Origin of the sequence: Marinobacter sp. M5B, assembly GCF_042604615.1 — a bacterium.
In the GTDB taxonomy this organism is placed as follows: Bacteria; Pseudomonadota; Gammaproteobacteria; order Pseudomonadales; family Oleiphilaceae; genus Marinobacter; species Marinobacter salarius.
In genome coordinates this window covers 2,341,726-2,357,541 of sequence record NZ_CP156894.1, presented here as the reverse complement: position 1 = coordinate 2,357,541, position 15,816 = coordinate 2,341,726, and the positions used below count along the sequence as shown (strand labels likewise).

The window sequence follows — 15,816 nt, the reverse complement described above, 5'->3', positions numbered from 1 at the left end:
ACCCGCATTACTTGGCAGGAGGAGGGGAGCAGGGCGCCGCCGTGGCGTCCCAGTTGACCAGTTTATCTTCCAGTATCTGCGCAGTTACTGGTGTGCTGTTCTCGGCGACCGCTTTTTCAATGATGGCTTGGTACCTCCCGTTGTTGCGCAACGTCACTAATCCATCATTGAACGCCTGCCTGAGGCCGGCTGACTCCGCGTTAAACAGCACGTGGTAAAACGCCTTCCGGAGTGGTTTGGGATGAAACGTCAGTTGATAAGCCTGGGAAGCAAACTGGTTTCTTATCATCGCTTCACCCACAACGGGGTCCATGGGAAACAAATCAATGCGACCAAGGAGCAGCTTCTTGAAATTAGCCGCGTCAGAAGTGGTGACGTCAGCGTCGACGAGACCACTCTCAATAACATCACTGAGTGTTTCGCCGTAACTGTAATCCTGTGTCAGACCAACTTTCTTTCCTTTCAACTCTACAAGGGCTTCCCAGTCAAAAGCCTCAGCAGCGCGGTGATAGAAAACGTATTGATAGGGCAGTAAAGGAGAAGAGAACAGGAAGTCACGGCTTCTTGATTCGGTGCAAGACCAGATCGCCGAGGCCTGATATTTTCCCGATTTGGTCATTGCCAGCGCCCGCGACCAGGGAAGAAATGCAAACTCTACGTCGACACCTTCGCTTTCAAAGGATTCACGAATAATCTGGGAGACAAAACCGCCACCAGGTAGATCTTCGCTCAGGTACGGCGGCCAGTGCCCGGTGCTGATTTTGATGGTGTTCGCTCCAAGCAACGTCGGACTAAACGACACAAATATCAGAATCATTAGGTGCTGTAGGTACTGAAAGTACCGGCATCTCTTTTGGCCTTTCATTTGTCCAAAATCCCGAAATTCCTGCGTTGGAGGATCCACATTTTATACCGTCATCAAACCTCGCAAACATGACAAAGCCATGTTTCTCGCAACATTATGTAAACGACAACCTGCGAAGAACCGTCACCAAGTGTTATAGAAACGTTATGTTTGGGGAGGAACCAAAGCCGGCACCTCTTGCTCTGATCCATTAATACAGATGGCTAATCCGATGAGAGGTTCCCATGACAAAATGGTTTATTGCGTTGCTTTTCTTACTGCTGTCGTTTGCCAGCGCCGCAGAGTGGACTAGTGGAACGAGTAAAACCGACGTTGTTGAGCTGTTTACCTCAGAGGGATGCAGCAGCTGTCCTCCCGCTGATCGTTGGCTGAGCTCTTTGAAGAGCAGCCCTGAGCTGTTCAAAGAATTCGTACCAATGGCGTTCCACGTTGACTACTGGGATTACATCGGCTGGAAAGACCCGTTCGCAAAAGCTGCTTACAGCGAACGCCAGCGGAATTATGTGCGTGAAGGGCACGTTAGCCAGTCTTATACTCCGGGAATCGTTATCAACAACAAAGAATGGCGCCAATGGTTTCGAGGGCAACGAACCTGGACAGACGACACCAAACAGGTTGGGGTACTCAGGGCTAGCGTTAATGACAAACGCCGCTTCAGGGCGGAATTTGATGGCGAGAAGGCTGGCCAGTTGCATATAGCCATACTCGGTATGGGGTTAACAACATCCGTGAAAGCTGGAGAAAACCGCGGCCGGGAACTCACACACGATTTCGTGGTGTTGAAGTTAATAACAGTACCTGGAGAGAAAAGCTGGACCGTTACACTTCCAGAGTTCCCCGAAAAAGGGCAGAAACGAAATGCCATCGCGGCCTGGATAACACCCAACAATTCACAGACGATTCTGCAGGCAGTGGGTGGTTACGTCGATTAACGGCTAGCCGTAGTCGGTTTTTTATCTTTCAGCCTGGTGATGGCTCTCTTTATATAGCACACGAGCGAGATCTTCTGGCAAAGGCATCGGCGCAAACGGACTGACGTTCGCACGCCCGGTATTTCCAACGGGAACCCATATGCGAGAAAACAACAAGGCGGCGAACGTTCGAGTAAGCTGCCCAACGACTTCCCGCATGTCACGCGTACGCCAGCCGAGTTTGAGCATGCGAATGTGGGTCCTTGTGTGCGCCCAAGCATACTTCTGGCTCAGAATATGAGCTCGCTCAAGGTGGGCGAACGCCTTTGAAAAGTTACGTGACTCTTCAGCTTCGCACGCCGCGGTGAGTTCCACGTTATAAGCCTGTTTCAGTTCAGTTTTCATTTCAGAAATGCTCCCATTAAATCTGCGCCGTCAGTGAGTATCAAAAACCCTGTAGTAGATGCAGAGTCAATGGTTTGAAGAGGGTGGCTTATGGGAAGAGAGGGGAATTTGGCCGGGGCTGCTGTTTCTAACTTTAAAGAGCAACATACATAATTTAACATAATATACATTATGCGCAGTATTGTGCTTCAACCTTGGTAGAGATTTGACTAGACGTCCACACAAAGTACTTAAAACTTCAACACAAAGTACTTATATTCCACGCAAAGTGCTTAAAACTGCGTACCCTGACCTGCCCCCAACTTTCTAATCCAGCCTGATCTTAGTAATGTTCATCAGCAGAGAAGAGGACGATGAACATGAAGAAGCGATTCACCGAAGAGCAGATCATCCCGATTCTGAAGGAAGCCGAGGCCGGCCTGCCAGTGAAGGAGCTGTGCCGCAAGTACAACATCTCGGATGCCACCTTTTACACCTGGCGCAAGAAGTACGGCGGCCTGGAGGTCTCTGAGGCCCGTCGTCTGAAGGCCCTGGAGGAAGAGAACGCCCGGCTTAAGAAGCTACTGGCAGAGTCCATGTTGGATTCTGAAGCCCTGAAGGCCGCTCTCAACCGAAAGTACTGACCGTCGGGAACAAGCGCGAGGCTGTGCGCACCATGCTGTCGGAGACGATGATATCCGAGCGCAAAGCCTGTTCACTCGTCGGGTTATCCCGCGCAACGATGCGGTATCAGTCTCAACGCTCGCTAGAGGAGCGTGAACTGACAGAGCGCATTAAAGCCATTGCATTCGAACGTCGCCGGTTCGGGTACCGGCGTGTTCACCAGTTGCTGCGTCGTGAGGGTGCTGAGGTGAATCACAAGAAGGTTCATCGGCTTTATCGGGAGGCCGGCCTAGCCGTCCGCAAACGCAAGCGCCGTAAAGGCGTGATGGTCGAACGGCAGCCCTTGGTGTTGCCTGATGCGCCGAACCATACGTGGTCTATGGACTTCGTTATGGATTCATTGGCCAACGGCCGCAGGATCAAATGTCTGACGATCGTGGATGACTTCACCAAGGAGTGCCTCGATATTCCCGTGGCCATGGGCATCTCAGGAGAACAGGTCGCCCGAACACTGGATGGTATCGCTGCCTTCCGAGGCTACCCGAAAGCCGTTAGGACCGATCAGGGGCCAGAATTCACTGGTAGAGCGCTCGATCAATGGGCTTACCGCCATAACGTTGAACTGAAGCTGATTCAGCCCGGCAAACCGATGCAGAATGGTTACGTCGAGAGCTTTAACGGAAAATTCCGGGATGAGTGTCTGAATGAACACTGGTTCCAGGATCTCGCTCACGCCCGGGAGAAGATCAGCAATTGGCGCTTGGACTACAATGGGCAGCGTCCGCATTCATCCTTGGGGTATCAGACACCTCTGGAGTTTGCCTCCGCTCTCCGACTTGGAAAAACTGATTCAAAAGTAACGGACATTACTAGGGAGCAGTTGGATTAAAGACTGGGGGCAGGTCATCCCTGTTCTTGAGCCAGGGCAGTTTCTTAAGACTCTAAGAAGGCATAACCCAATTTCCCACATGCTCACAGCCTCAAACAGATCTCCGACTGTTCATTAGGCAGCCTTCGGTTCAACCAGGACCGTCTAGTACCCTGCCCCAGCACCTTTTTTACCAAGATTCGCTTTTGTTTAGGTGTCGCGTGGGATGCGGGACGGTCGCAAAGCGGACATTCGGGCTGGGTGATAACGCCAGTGGTAATGGGCGGCAACGGAGCTCAGCGAAATTGGCGTCCCGTTGACCGCCTTTTTAGCCCCTGATCACCACATGTTTAAGTTTCAACAGGCCCGCTCGACTCACTACTCCTAAAACTAAACAGAGGGGAACCACAAGGAGTTGCCCAGGTATAGCAGGAATAAAGTCAATGAGCCTAGAGCCAAAGCTCCAAGCCAAAAATACGCCAGCCCAAAAAATAAACATCTTAGACAGCATTGATCCGGTCACATTGAAAAACCTCCCAACGAAATTCTGCTCGTGACGAGGTATCTCCTGAGTTTTCAATACTGCCATAACCAACAAACTCAAAAGAAAGCTCATCAGTAATACGAGAGCAAATCCATCATATGAGTAGCGCCAATCCAACGCCTTTATAATCCATGGGTGTAACTCGGACTCAGCAGTAATGGTTCCATTCATTGTAAATACAACAAGCGCAGCCATCAAAACCGGCGTAAAAACGAAACACATCATCCCTGATTTCAAAGTTTTTAACGTGAATTTCAACTTGCTCTCCAAAAACCTGCTACCGTGGATCGAAGCGACGGCCCGAAACGGAAGTCTGCCTTACGCGAATTTTTTGGCCTTCGTCTCTTTGAATGCGATTAGCTTCTCTACTATCTTTGAATTATCTAACTTTCTATAGATAGATATTTCATATTCAAGCTTAGTCAGAGGAAGCATATACCCATTAACAAAGAAATCTTCAATCTCATTTTTCCACGCATCGTTCTGTTCCCAACGACCCTTTACCAAATTGATCGGATCAGCCATGATTTCAATTTGAATTGATCGATAATCAAGAACACAAAAAAATGACTTAATCGTACTGCATTCGCTAAAACCATACTTTCTCTCGGTGTATTCTTTGAGGAATTCTGAAATTAGCTCTCCACCTCTTTCTGTAGTAATTATATCAACATCATTCAGTTCGTCAACGATTCCTCGAATGTAATGGTTTGCCCCCCCAGTAATAGCCCAGGGCTCATCAACATTATATAACTTGTCGCATAGCTCAGAAATAATTTGTATTTGCTTGGATCTCCAGCCTTCTTTAAGGTAGTCTTTATGCTTTTCCCAAACCCCGTTCGGAATGTTTGGAGTAAGTACTTTTGCCTCGCTATATCTAGTGAAAGCTTCTAATAAAACGCTTTCTTTTGCTGCCGGTGCTTGAGCAAGATAGCTGTCAATATTTTTCATATCTTCTGTAGTGGCTCGGTACCGCAATGTTGAGGTTAAAAACTCATAAAGCAACCCAAACGAAAGAAGGCTGTAGACTAACCGCATGGGCAACAAATCTGAATTGCCTTTAACATATGGAATAAATAGAAGTATGGAAAGCATAATCAATGCAGAACAGGCACCTAATATTGCAAGATTCCGTCGATAGGACTTTTCAAATAGATGATAATTGAAGTATGCGTTTTCATGTATCAACCTGCGCAATTTTGCAGCATGTAATATTGTCTTATTTTTTTGTATTCCGGTATTCCTTGAGTACTTTTTCTTTTTTTCTTCGACCTTTCTCCTAACGTAATCGCTAGTTCTTTGCTTCTGATTTTCTATCATCGTAATATCCATGGTTTTGATAGAAATGTCTGACAACATAAGTTGCTTTTGAAAGCTATGACCTAAATTGTATAGGGTCGAGATTTTTTGCGCTAGGCCCCATAAAGAAAATTGAACCACGAATATTCCAAGAGCAAGAAAGTAGAGGTACTTTTCATCTGCGTAGACTGAAAGGAAAATAAGGCATAGAATTCCGAACAAAAAATAAATCCTTACTCTAGAATAACGTTCAGCTTCATCAAATATTGACTGATAATAATATTCCAAATCTTGTTTCACGGAATTTTCCTTTTTGCCTAACGCATTTTTTCAGCGGGAGCCTTGGCAGAGCGGAGCGGCGACAAGGCTATCCGGTGGAGGTCGGGCCGGAATGGTATTCCCCCAACTAATTGTTAGAACGTTGGTGAGCTCTTCATCCTGCAATCAAAGCTAGCACCATACTAAAAACGAAACCTACTGCTCCAGATGTGAGATGACCTTTCCATTTAGACTGCCAGCTGTTGGCTTCATCAATCTTGATATGTAGAGACTCAATGATTTTCGTCTGACTCTCTATAGAATGGGTTAAAGACTCAATATGCTTTTGCGATGGCTCCTCGGGAAGCTTAGAGACTATTTGGCTCCAAGCCATTGGCTGAGTCATGCTTCCAGTACGCACGTATGCTCCACCATCAGCGAGTACGATCTCGGGCGATGCAACCACTTCAATAATTGCTACTTTGAATATTATTCTTATATCGAGGAATTGAATCTTCGTTTCGACTTTGGGCGTGAGCTTTTGTATGGCTCTCTCATAAATCTTAGTAAGCGAGCTTTCTTCTACTCCAACAATTTCATTGGCGTCCTCTCGAACCCCAATCAGGATTTTGCCTCCATCAGCATTTGCGAAAGCACAAATGAGCCGCGCCAGAACCAGAGGGTCGCGCACCACCTCCTTGATCTCTAGAGTTTGGCTTTCTCCAGCAGCAAGTAGATCAAAAGCTTCCTCGCTCAAAATGTACCCCTTTTTATACATCGAACAGCAATCAGGCAGCGCGCTTTATCACTGCAGAAATTTGACTGCGTCATAACTGCTAACTTTGAACCATCAGTCGCGCTACACATAAATCGATAAAACAATAGCTTAGCCGAGCATGGCTGTCTCTGTCACGTAATCAATCAGCGTCTACAATTTGCGCCGCCAATCCTACTGGATGAAATGGCTGTGATTAGCGTGGAGGCTCTGGAGAAAACCCTGACTCGAATGTCCGCTTTTGTTTAAAAGCTCGATATCACACCTCGCATCGATAACACCATATCCAGGCTATACCCGGCCAGTTTATGGTTGCAAGGCGCGGCCAAATTGTGGTTGCACTACCACATCCCTGATCAGGCATCGTCCGCTTCAATTTTTTCGACCTCACCCGCTATCTCAAGTTTCTCCGGAGACTTTATCGGCTCGACGAAGAGAGGCTCACCTATCCTCGTCTTGAGTAGATGCTGCAACGGATCGGTATTCGTCAGCTGAGGATCCAGCCACAGTTCAAATTCCTCCGGTCTCAACATTAACGGAATGCTTTTCGGATGAATGTGCCTAAAGTTCGGATGTGGCGGCAAGGTGACGATGGTAAACGAAGGTACGATATCACCCTGGAAGTCCCAGAACTCATAAAGCCCGGCAAACGCGATTGCGCTATCAACGGGATGAATGTTGTAGCACTGCTTGCGCCCCTTTTCCCCGGTCCATTCGTGGAATCCACTGGCCGGGATAATGGCCCGCTGGGAGTGGGACCGTTTTTTCCAGAGTGGGCTGATTCCGAGGCTTCCTGATCGGGCGTTGAATGTGCTGTATTTTGGTGAGGGGCGATAGCCGCTACCATCGGGTTTGGGTTCAATTAGTAGTGACCAGATGGCGTCTTCCAGGGTTCTACCCTGGTTTGTCTCGTAGACGATCTGGCTTTTTTGGCCTGGTGCTATGTTAAAGCGGGTTTGGACGCGCATGGGGATACCCAGAATTTCGAGAAGAAGCTGGACTAGTGGGTCGTCGATTACGTTGTAGCGTCCGCACATAACGCTGTCCTTCTATGAGAACGAACTATCGAGCAAATCAAAGATTACGGGCATTAACCTGATCTCGGTGGATTCGATACATGACACCAGAGCAAAGTTCACAAAAGCATTGTTGAGCATTGAGAAAAACCTGATGATTACAACGTCGACAATAAAAAAGATACTCACCCCGGTCGTTTCGATACATTCCTGAACCTACTGATTTTCGTACCGAAGGAATTACTTGAGATGGTTGATGGTTCTGTTTTTGGACCTGGAGCTGTGGTGACTCTTCCCGATAGCTGAATTTCTCGACGTTACGATCGTGTGACTCAAGATAGTGAGCCATCCTTGGGTGATAGAGCCATCTTTTGCAGTCCAACTCTTTCGCCATGGATTCCGCGAGAACGACTTTGAGAGGAATCTCTGAATGCTGAAATTGCAACCTGGCATTAGAGATATCAATGGCAAGAACAACCGCTTTATGATCGCGACAATTCCAGTCTGAAAAATCCGGCACACCTTGTTTTTCAGGGTGTACCAACTTGATGCCAACTTGCACGCCTTTAAATTCACCAGTTACATCGAAAGTTTCACCCAGTAGGTTTCTGTTTATGTGAATGTTCTCCAATGTAATGGTACAGGCCTCAGAACATACATAATCAGGATCGGGAACAGATGACCAAGGGCTTGGCGGGGTATAAACATAATCTGGCATAGCCACATCAAATGACTCGGACTCGGAGAAAATCTGCCGAGCCATCGCGGCAACTGACACCCAGTACGAAAAAGTGCACTCCTCGTAGACTTTTTTGTCTTGTCCACGGGTATTGTGAGCAAAGTGGTCAACACGCCCGACCATGCAGTGTCTGGCAATAAGAGGAAGATCACAACCAGGACACTTACAACCACATCGCGCCCTGCTGGGCACATCCCTTACGTCCACAAATCGTTCAGATTCAATATGGTATCCAAAAGGGATTTTGGTATCAGCCACACCCAATCTCCAATTCGAGTGACTATCAGTTTAGATAGCTAATCGAATGGGGAGACGAGTGTCAACAAGGTGTCGACCCATTGATGGGTTTATGTGGTGCTACGTAAACCTGCCACAGGGCTCCCATAACCCTTTGGTCCCTGGTTCGAGTCCAGGTGGGCCTAACATTCGATACAGTAACTTCGCCAGCGTGATTGCAACCATAACTTGGCCGTTTTGGCCAATTTAAGCTTACATAGGCAAGCATAAATGTAAGCGGCCGGTAATCCCATTGTAAAAATCTCCTAAAATCGGCGATTTGCCTATAAGAGTCAGGGCGACCGTAATAAGTGAGGCAAGACCCGTCTGAAAGATCTATAAGCCAAAACGCACTCGGCTTACATCAGAGCAATACTGAAACTCGGAAGGTGGGTTGGCGGGATTCTAACCAATTTATTGCTTCTCTCCATGGTCTTTCATGAAATCTCCTGAAACACCTTCCCCGTCAAACCAAGCATCCCAATCTTCTGGATCAGTAACGGGGTCCGTGGGTCGCTCGAATTTCTTCACTGAACCTTTCAGTCTCTCTAAGGGCTCCGACTCGTGGGGAAGCGGCCCTGCCAGCTCGCCCGCGTGGGCTCCGAAGGCATCTAGATCATTAAGTAGCTCCTGCTCTGTTGGTCGTTTCTTTTGCATGAGAACCTCGCGCTTAAAGATCATATTTTAGTGTACCAAACTGGTAAATTCACGGGTCCAGCAACAACGACAGGCTCAAGACGAGATCACCGGACGGTTACGCATAAATGACCGCTTCCCATGCGTATTAAAAGCTGAGGTCGCAAAGCGTACGTTGGACTTACCCCGGTGCAGTAGACACTCCTAGCCTATGATTAGAGCATAGGAGGAATTGTCATGAGCAGCCAACGTTATCCCCCGGAATTCAAGAACGAAGCGGTTCGACAAGTGCTGGAACGGGGCTATACCGTAGCCGAAGTGTCGCAACGACTGGGAGTCTCGGCTCACAGCCTCTACAAATGGGTTAAGGCGGTGAAACCGGATAAGTCTGATGAACAGGCCGCTGAGTTGGTCGAGGCCAAAAGCGAGATTCTCAGGCTGCGGGCCCAAATGCGCCGGGTTGAAGAAGAGCGCGATATCCTAAAAAAGGCCGCTCGGTACTTTGCCAGAGAGCCCGAGTGAAGTACCGGTTTATCAACGATCACCGACACGAGTTCAACACCAAAACTATGTGTCGTGTGCTCCAGGTAGCTCGCAGCGGTTTTTATAAATGGTTGCACAAACCGCTGTCGGATCGGGCGGTGGATAACCAGAGATTGCTCGGATTGATCCTGGCCTCATACCAAGGCAGTTCCGGCGTGTACGGTTCACCACGGGTGTTTCTGGACCTCCGGGAAGCCGGTGAAACCTGCGGCCGACATCGAGTCGCCCGATTGATGCGAGCGCACAAAATCAAGGCGCTGCGAGGCTACAAAGCACCGCGCGTGATCGCCGGAAGACCGTCTATTCTTACCCCGAACAAGCTCCAGCGGGAATTCACCGTAAGCCACCCTGACAAAGCCTGGGTGACCGATATCACCTACCTCCGCACCTGGCAAGGCTGGTTGTATCTGGCGGTGGTTGTAGACCTGTTCTCGCGTCGTGTAGTGGGTTGGTCGATGAAACCCACCCTGCACCGTAGCCTGGTGGTGGATGCGCTGCTGATGGCCGTTTGGCGACGGCGGCCGAAGGAAAAGGTCCTGGTCCACTCAGACCAAGGCTCACAATACGGGAGCGATGACTGGCACCGATTCTGTCGCGCCCACAACCTGGACCCCAGCATGAGCCGTCGGGGTAATTGTTGGGATAACGCGGTGGCTGAATCGTTTTTCAGCAGCCTGAAGAAGGAACGCGTTCGGAAACGGATCTACAAAACCCGTGACCTGGCCAAGGCGGATGTGTTCGACTACATCGAAGTGTTTTATAACCGAGTTCGACGTCATACCCACCTGGGTGGCGTCAGCCCAGAGGCCTTTGAAATGGCCTCCGTTTGAGGCTGGGGTGTGTCATGCGTATCGGGGTAAGTCCAGAGAATATCGGAAGAGCAGCCAGTGGCCCGGCTCGTTTAATGTCAGACGCATTTTTAATTGGAATTGCGCAAAGCGGAGTAGAAAGCCTGATCTGCTCCCCGCAAGCTGACCCGTTTCTAACCGTAAACCTCCCATTACTGAGCTGAACGACGAATTTAATACTGTGTATGAAAACTGAAGTCAGCTCACTTGACCTTTCCTCAATCACTGTATTCTTGATCGTATTTTGACCAATCACTGAAAGTGGGCTAAATAAATTCAAGACGGAACGGATATGACCATCGGTTTAGGAGGCACCATGTTGATCATTATCCATGGATGGAGCGACGGGGCCTCATCGTTCAAGTCACTCGCCCGAAAACTGACATCACCTGGACCGGATCGACTCTACTCATCGGAAATCCGCCATCTAAGGCTCGCCGACTACATATCTTTAGACGACGAGATTGGTTATGACGATCTAGTTGAGGCTATGCAGAGAGCCTGGATAAAGGAGGAGCTTCCGACAGCTCCTCGCAGTGTTGATGTGATTATACACAGCACTGGAGGCTTGGTGGTTCGTCACTGGCTGACCAACTATTTCAAACCTAGGACCTCACCTATCAAAAGGCTGTTGATGTTGGCACCGGCCAATTTTGGCTCTCCCCTCGCTCATACCGGGAGAAGCTTGATTGGGCGTGCAGTTAAAGGCTGGAAAGGTACTCGTCTATTCGAAACCGGAACCAAGATTTTGAAAGGTCTTGAAATTGCAAGCCCGTACTCTTGGAGTCTTGCAGAAAAGGACATATTCGCCGAGGAACAATACTATGGTCCTGGACGTATTCTCTGTACCGTTTTGGTCGGCAATATTGGATACAATGGAATATCTGCGCTTGCCAACAAACCGGGAACCGACGGAACTGTAAGGGTCTCCACCGCAAATTTGAACGCAACGAAGCTCGACCTCGATTTCACTCTGGCTCAAGAGTCGGTCGCTATCACTGGGCGTCGGGACCACGGATCTACTGCGTTCGGGATTGCCGATCAAGAGGACCACAGCTCAATTGCGGCAAAGGACGGAGGACCCCATAGGAGATCGATCTGGAAACTCATCCGGGAAGCTTTAAAAGTTGAGGATAGCGATTTTTCCAAGTGGCAAGACACGCTCACAAAGCACAACCAAGAAGTAACTCAGAAGGCGGAAAGACGACGAGGCACTCACCATGACAGTTACCAGAACACTGTAATTAGAGTTATTGATAATCAAGGTTCCTCTGTTCAAGACTATGTTATTGAGTTTTTTGTTAACGATGACAGTGGTCGACGTAACCGCCACAGAACAAGACTACTCCAAGAAAACGTGGTGGCCAACGTACACGCCTGGTGTGACGATGCCTCATACCGAAGCTTTCTTGTCAATTGCACTGAACTTTCCAAGATTTTAGACAAAGAATCAGACGATCTAAACATCAGTATTACTGCCTCACCAGATATTATGAATAGGCCTGTCGGGTACAGAACTTACACCGATGAAGACATCTCGACTCTGTGCTTAGACCAAAACGCACTGAGGGATTTATTTAAACCTAATCGAACGCTTTTGATTACGATGAAAATTAAACGCTATCAGAAAGATAACGTTTTCCAGTTTAAATCTATAAATTAGAAAATACTGGGTTTTAAATTATTTGCGAATTAATTTAGAGCATACATGAGTAGTTACATAGGTCGAATACCATGTCCATAGGCGCTTCCAAACCGTCCGTGGAAACGGGGTAGAACCCGGCGACCTTTTTTGCAATCAAAGAGGTTCCAATGCTTAACAATAAAAACCTTGATCTCTCGATCATTCTATCGCTGCTATTTTTCCTTTCAGCAACATCACACGCACAAGAAAAAATAACTTTCAAAGGCTTAAAGTTTGGCATGAATGCAGAGGAAATTACTTCTGTTACAGGTGGCCCTTCGAGACATGGCAAGAAAGCTCAGTCTATGGGTCTTAGTCTAGGATGTCTTGCAGCAATCAGCAGTGACTGGACATACGGTGGTATTGATGGCTGGACCGCACACTGCACGGAACAGTTCAAGAATCAGCCACCTAATTTCGATGGTCTATTCAAGCTGGAGGCATCCGTTATTGTGAAGGGTTCGAAACTCTCAAAACTCCTCGGCGAAACCGCGCATGCGTATTCCATTGACGATCTAATCAGTATCTACTCGAACGTTTATGGTCAGTTCCAAGTGACGGATAATCGAGCAGAGAGCGGCGTCCCAGGAAAGACGGCTACTGCGGCCAAGGGAGAAGCAACAATTATGATTCATGAGCTAAAAGCTGGCACAGAGGACCATACAATCGCAATTGTAATTATCAGTGATGACTATCTAGCAAGAAAAGAAAACTGGGATAAAAAGAAACTCGATGAAACTTTGACCCACGATAGTCAGCGTATGGAGAGTGCTAGATCCGATTTTTAGCCACGCATCGACAAATTCGAAGAGGCTCGCTCGAATTTACGTCTGCTCGAAATCAATGCCCCCCCCCCGGACGTTATAAGAGTCGTCAGCCCCCATATGAAATTTCTGCCGTAGGCAGGTATTACTTGGGTTCATAGAGGGTTCTATCCCGCTTCGACGGATGGCTTTAAATCGGTGGTGAGCTTACCCCACTCTACTGCACCGGGGTAAGTCCAGAAAGATCAAAGCACCTAGGAGGATCTCTCGCTGGATAGTATAGACACTAACCTAGGACCGCCAAGGCTATCAGCTTAACAAATTGTGGTGTCCCACAGTAAGGCCGAGAAGTGCTAATAGTAGTGACTAATGCATCATTTTAAAAATGAGCTGCTGACCTGAAAATCCAATAATAAGGACCTCTACCCTATGAGTGACAGGGAATGGACAGAATCTGAATGCTGGGTTTGGGAGCAAATCCGCGCGGGCAAAGAAGCAGATTTTAATGCCCGTGAAGGGAGAAATGAGCCGCTTCTAGCACCTATCGATACGTTTGGCTGGACTGACAATCGAAAGCTTAGTTCAAGATTTTTTAGTGAACTCCTTTTTACAGAATCTCTATACTCTTGTATTTCTCGCAAAGGAGTAAGAGTCATAGGGGCTTGGTTTGAGGACGGCGTAGATCTTGAATCCGGCCGTCTCAATTGCGACCTATGGCTGGACCTCTGTCGATTTGACGATTCTGCAAATTTAAACGGCGTAAGGATTGAAGGTAGCCTATCCCTGGAAGGATCATTTTTCTCTATTCCTAACAAAGGCCTAGATATAGCATACGCAAAAATTGGCGAGATCCTCACGCTTAGCAATATTAGAATTAGGGGGGAACTCAAAGGGAGAGGTGTCGAAGTTGCAAAAACCTTGTTTCTAAATGACGTTGTCTGCAACAAAGATGTTAGTTTGGATTACTGCAAGTTTGGAGAAAACCTCAAGTTAACTGGCGGGTCCTTTCACGAAAACTTAGATATCGAATCGACCGAAATTTTTGGTTCATTATTGTTGGACTGTTCTGCAAAGGTCAGGGGTTCAACCTTCATGGAGTCCATAAAAGTTACAGATAGTATCTTTATGGATGAAGCAAGCTTTAGGTCGGTTAATTTGCTAGGTGCGAAGGTTGGAAACGATATATCCCTCGAAAAATCAACAATTTCTGATGAACTGTTGATGCAATCCGTTGAAGCTCGAAATCTAATCATGGACTCCGTCATCAGCCTGGAAGTAGTTGACCTGATAAATGCCAAAATTAGAGGCAAAGTTAGGCTATCCAAAGCAATGGTTGGCGGCGAGATTTACATGGCTTTCATGGAGATCGGCGGATCTTTGCGAATGGATGAAGAGAGTAAATTTCGAAGCATCAACTTAAATAGTATAAGAATTGGAGGAGACGTTTTCCTCTCCGGGGCCGATGTGACAGGGAGTCTTTCAATCGACAGTGCCGAAATAGCAGGTAGTCTCTTTCTTGACGAAGCAGCAAACCTCAGCGATGTACACTTGGCGTCCACTAAGATTCGAGCTCAACTAAGTTTTTCCGGCTCTAGGGTTACCGGTTTTCTCAACATGAACAGCGTGGAGGTTACGGGCAGCCTAACTATGGAAGAAGGAGCCAGCTTCGGACAGGTAGAACTGATGGGAGCGCATATTGGCAGGCAGATTCGGCTGTCCGGATCGGTTTTTCGAGGTTCGTTGAGCATGGAGTCGATTGATGTAGCGGACTCAATTTTGGCTCATAATAATTGCTCATTTCGCTCAGTGATTCTTGCTTTAGCTAATGTTGGCCGGGATATACGTTTTTATGGCGCAATCATTGAGGAGGACCTAGATCTTAGCGGCGCAAACGTCAGAAGCGAACTGAGAATAGAACAAAGCGTTTTGAATGGCTCGTTGCTCGCTAAATTCGTTCGAATAGAGATGAATCTCTTTCTCTGTGGCAATGATCTTGGTTCAGTCAATCTCAGCGGCGCTCAAATTCGGGGCGAACTCTGTTTAGGAGCAAAGGTAAAACCACAAAATTTGTGGACCACTGACGAAAACCCTATCTTCAAGCTCCGGAACGCACATGTGGGTGCGTTACAAGATAGGAAAGACGGCTGGCCCGAGGTCGTTCAGCTAGAAGGCTTCGTTTACGATTGCCTCGGCGGTGGAGATGGAGAGGAAGGGTGGATATTCAAAGGCAGCGGAGGCGAGCAAGGAGACTTTAACATGTTAACTCGAGATACTGAATGGTATCTCGAGTGGCTTTCAAGAGATCCTGTCTACAGCCCTAAGCCCTACGTCCAACTTGCTGAAACCTTCAAAGCGGCTGGAGATTCAACGAAATCCAATTTAGTTCTTTATGATAGTCGTCGGCGCGAGCGAATCGAGGCCTGGAAAAGAGGCCACTATTTAAAGTGGTTCGGATCTATGTTGCTCAATATTACTATCGGATATGGCTTGGGAGCGCGCTATTTCCGTGTTTTGGTCTGGGTAATAATGTTTGCTTCAATAGGCGCGTTGTTACTTTGCCATTTTGACCATGCCGAAAATGGCCTTGCACAAGATTTTTCAGGTAGTTTTATATACAGTCTTGACATACTCCTTCCTGTCGTTGACCTGAAAAATAGTGAGGAGGTTTCGCTTTCGGGGGGAGTCGCACTCTACTTTTACTTCCAAAAACTTCTTGGTTGGATTCTTGGATCGTTTCTGGTCGCTGGCTTAGCTGGATTAACGCAGAAACAGTAGATAAGTA

General features: G+C 47.7%; 14 protein-coding genes. 6 read left to right on the top strand and 8 right to left on the bottom strand.

What is annotated here, in order from left to right; genetic code table 11:
• Window positions 1-7: 7 nt before the first annotated feature.
• Window positions 8-865 carry a substrate-binding periplasmic protein gene (locus tag AAGD24_RS10680; RefSeq protein WP_379865042.1) on the bottom strand — a complete coding sequence of 286 codons (858 nt, stop codon included), beginning with the start codon at window positions 863-865 and terminating at the stop codon, window positions 8-10.
• 224 nt (window positions 866-1,089) lie between these two features.
• Here AAGD24_RS10680 and AAGD24_RS10675 point away from each other — a divergent pair, with 224 nt between their 5' ends.
• Window positions 1,090-1,797: a DUF1223 domain-containing protein gene (locus AAGD24_RS10675; RefSeq protein WP_379865040.1), complete on the top strand. Its 708-nt coding sequence runs from the start codon at window positions 1,090-1,092 to the stop codon at window positions 1,795-1,797.
• 21 nt (window positions 1,798-1,818) lie between these two features.
• On the opposite strand, the gene AAGD24_RS10670 is transcribed toward AAGD24_RS10675, so the two are convergent.
• Complete coding sequence (locus AAGD24_RS10670) at window positions 1,819-2,181, bottom strand: DUF3703 domain-containing protein (protein ID WP_036207230.1); 363 nt, start codon at window positions 2,179-2,181, stop codon at window positions 1,819-1,821.
• A 359-nt stretch (window positions 2,182-2,540) separates the two neighbouring features.
• Here AAGD24_RS10670 and AAGD24_RS10665 point away from each other — a divergent pair.
• A protein-coding gene (locus AAGD24_RS10665) for an IS3 family transposase (protein WP_305937434.1) occupies window positions 2,541-3,673 on the top strand; the annotation gives its coding sequence in 2 pieces (ribosomal slippage) (window positions 2,541-2,799 and window positions 2,799-3,673; 1,134 coding nt in all).
• 307 nt (window positions 3,674-3,980) lie between these two features.
• Here the strand turns inward: AAGD24_RS10665 and AAGD24_RS10660 are convergent.
• From AAGD24_RS10660 to AAGD24_RS10635, 6 genes are all read right to left on the bottom strand, one after another.
• A complete protein-coding gene (locus tag AAGD24_RS10660; RefSeq protein ID WP_379865038.1) occupies window positions 3,981-4,454 on the bottom strand; it encodes a hypothetical protein in 474 nt (157 codons plus the stop codon).
• 60 nt (window positions 4,455-4,514) lie between these two features.
• Window positions 4,515-5,795: a hypothetical protein gene (locus tag AAGD24_RS10655; RefSeq protein WP_379865036.1), complete on the bottom strand. Its 1,281-nt coding sequence runs from the start codon at window positions 5,793-5,795 to the stop codon at window positions 4,515-4,517.
• A 133-nt stretch (window positions 5,796-5,928) separates the two neighbouring features.
• Window positions 5,929-6,510: a helix-turn-helix domain-containing protein gene (locus tag AAGD24_RS10650; protein ID WP_379865034.1), complete on the bottom strand. Its 582-nt coding sequence runs from the start codon at window positions 6,508-6,510 to the stop codon at window positions 5,929-5,931.
• Window positions 6,511-6,884: 374 nt separating this feature from the next.
• Window positions 6,885-7,565 carry an SOS response-associated peptidase gene (locus tag AAGD24_RS10645; protein ID WP_379865032.1) on the bottom strand — a complete coding sequence of 227 codons (681 nt, stop codon included), beginning with the start codon at window positions 7,563-7,565 and terminating at the stop codon, window positions 6,885-6,887.
• A 37-nt stretch (window positions 7,566-7,602) separates the two neighbouring features.
• Window positions 7,603-8,541: a hypothetical protein gene (locus AAGD24_RS10640; protein ID WP_379865030.1), complete on the bottom strand. Its 939-nt coding sequence runs from the start codon at window positions 8,539-8,541 to the stop codon at window positions 7,603-7,605.
• A 432-nt stretch (window positions 8,542-8,973) separates the two neighbouring features.
• The gene (locus tag AAGD24_RS10635; RefSeq protein ID WP_379865028.1) at window positions 8,974-9,216 is read right to left on the bottom strand and encodes a hypothetical protein; all 243 of its coding nucleotides are present in this window, start codon (window positions 9,214-9,216) and stop codon (window positions 8,974-8,976) included.
• Window positions 9,217-9,432: 216 nt separating this feature from the next.
• Between AAGD24_RS10635 and AAGD24_RS10630 the strand changes: the two genes are divergently transcribed.
• From AAGD24_RS10630 to AAGD24_RS10615, 4 genes are all read left to right on the top strand, one after another.
• A protein-coding gene (locus AAGD24_RS10630; RefSeq protein ID WP_379865018.1) for an IS3 family transposase occupies window positions 9,433-10,568 on the top strand; the annotation gives its coding sequence in 2 pieces (ribosomal slippage) (window positions 9,433-9,685 and window positions 9,685-10,568; 1,137 coding nt in all).
• Window positions 10,569-10,902: 334 nt separating this feature from the next.
• Complete coding sequence (locus AAGD24_RS10625) at window positions 10,903-12,249, top strand: triacylglycerol lipase (protein WP_040474255.1); 1,347 nt, start codon at window positions 10,903-10,905, stop codon at window positions 12,247-12,249.
• A gap of 149 nt (window positions 12,250-12,398) precedes the next feature.
• On the top strand, window positions 12,399-13,058 hold the full coding sequence (locus AAGD24_RS10620; RefSeq protein WP_007152185.1) for a hypothetical protein: 660 nt from the start codon (window positions 12,399-12,401) through the stop codon (window positions 13,056-13,058).
• A gap of 405 nt (window positions 13,059-13,463) precedes the next feature.
• Window positions 13,464-15,809, top strand: a complete 2,346-nt coding sequence (locus AAGD24_RS10615) for a pentapeptide repeat-containing protein (protein WP_379865026.1) — start codon at window positions 13,464-13,466, stop codon at window positions 15,807-15,809.
• The last annotated feature ends 7 nt before the right edge of the window (window positions 15,810-15,816 follow it).

Excerpts from the sequence above, each read along its gene's own strand:
- AAGD24_RS10670 (WP_036207230.1), bottom strand. The coding sequence starts at position 2,181 with ATGAAAACTGAACTGAAACAGGCTTATAACGTGGAACTCACCGCGGCG.
- AAGD24_RS10675 (WP_379865040.1), top strand. The coding sequence starts at position 1,090 with ATGACAAAATGGTTTATTGCGTTGCTTTTCTTACTGCTGTCGTTTGCC.
- AAGD24_RS10635 (WP_379865028.1), bottom strand. The coding sequence starts at position 9,216 with ATGCAAAAGAAACGACCAACAGAGCAGGAGCTACTTAATGATCTAGAT.
- AAGD24_RS10620 (WP_007152185.1), top strand. The coding sequence starts at position 12,399 with ATGCTTAACAATAAAAACCTTGATCTCTCGATCATTCTATCGCTGCTA.
- AAGD24_RS10615 (WP_379865026.1), top strand. The coding sequence starts at position 13,464 with ATGAGTGACAGGGAATGGACAGAATCTGAATGCTGGGTTTGGGAGCAA.
- AAGD24_RS10680 (WP_379865042.1), bottom strand. The coding sequence starts at position 865 with ATGAAAGGCCAAAAGAGATGCCGGTACTTTCAGTACCTACAGCACCTA.
- AAGD24_RS10625 (WP_040474255.1), top strand. The coding sequence starts at position 10,903 with ATGTTGATCATTATCCATGGATGGAGCGACGGGGCCTCATCGTTCAAG.
- AAGD24_RS10645 (WP_379865032.1), bottom strand. The coding sequence starts at position 7,565 with ATGTGCGGACGCTACAACGTAATCGACGACCCACTAGTCCAGCTTCTT.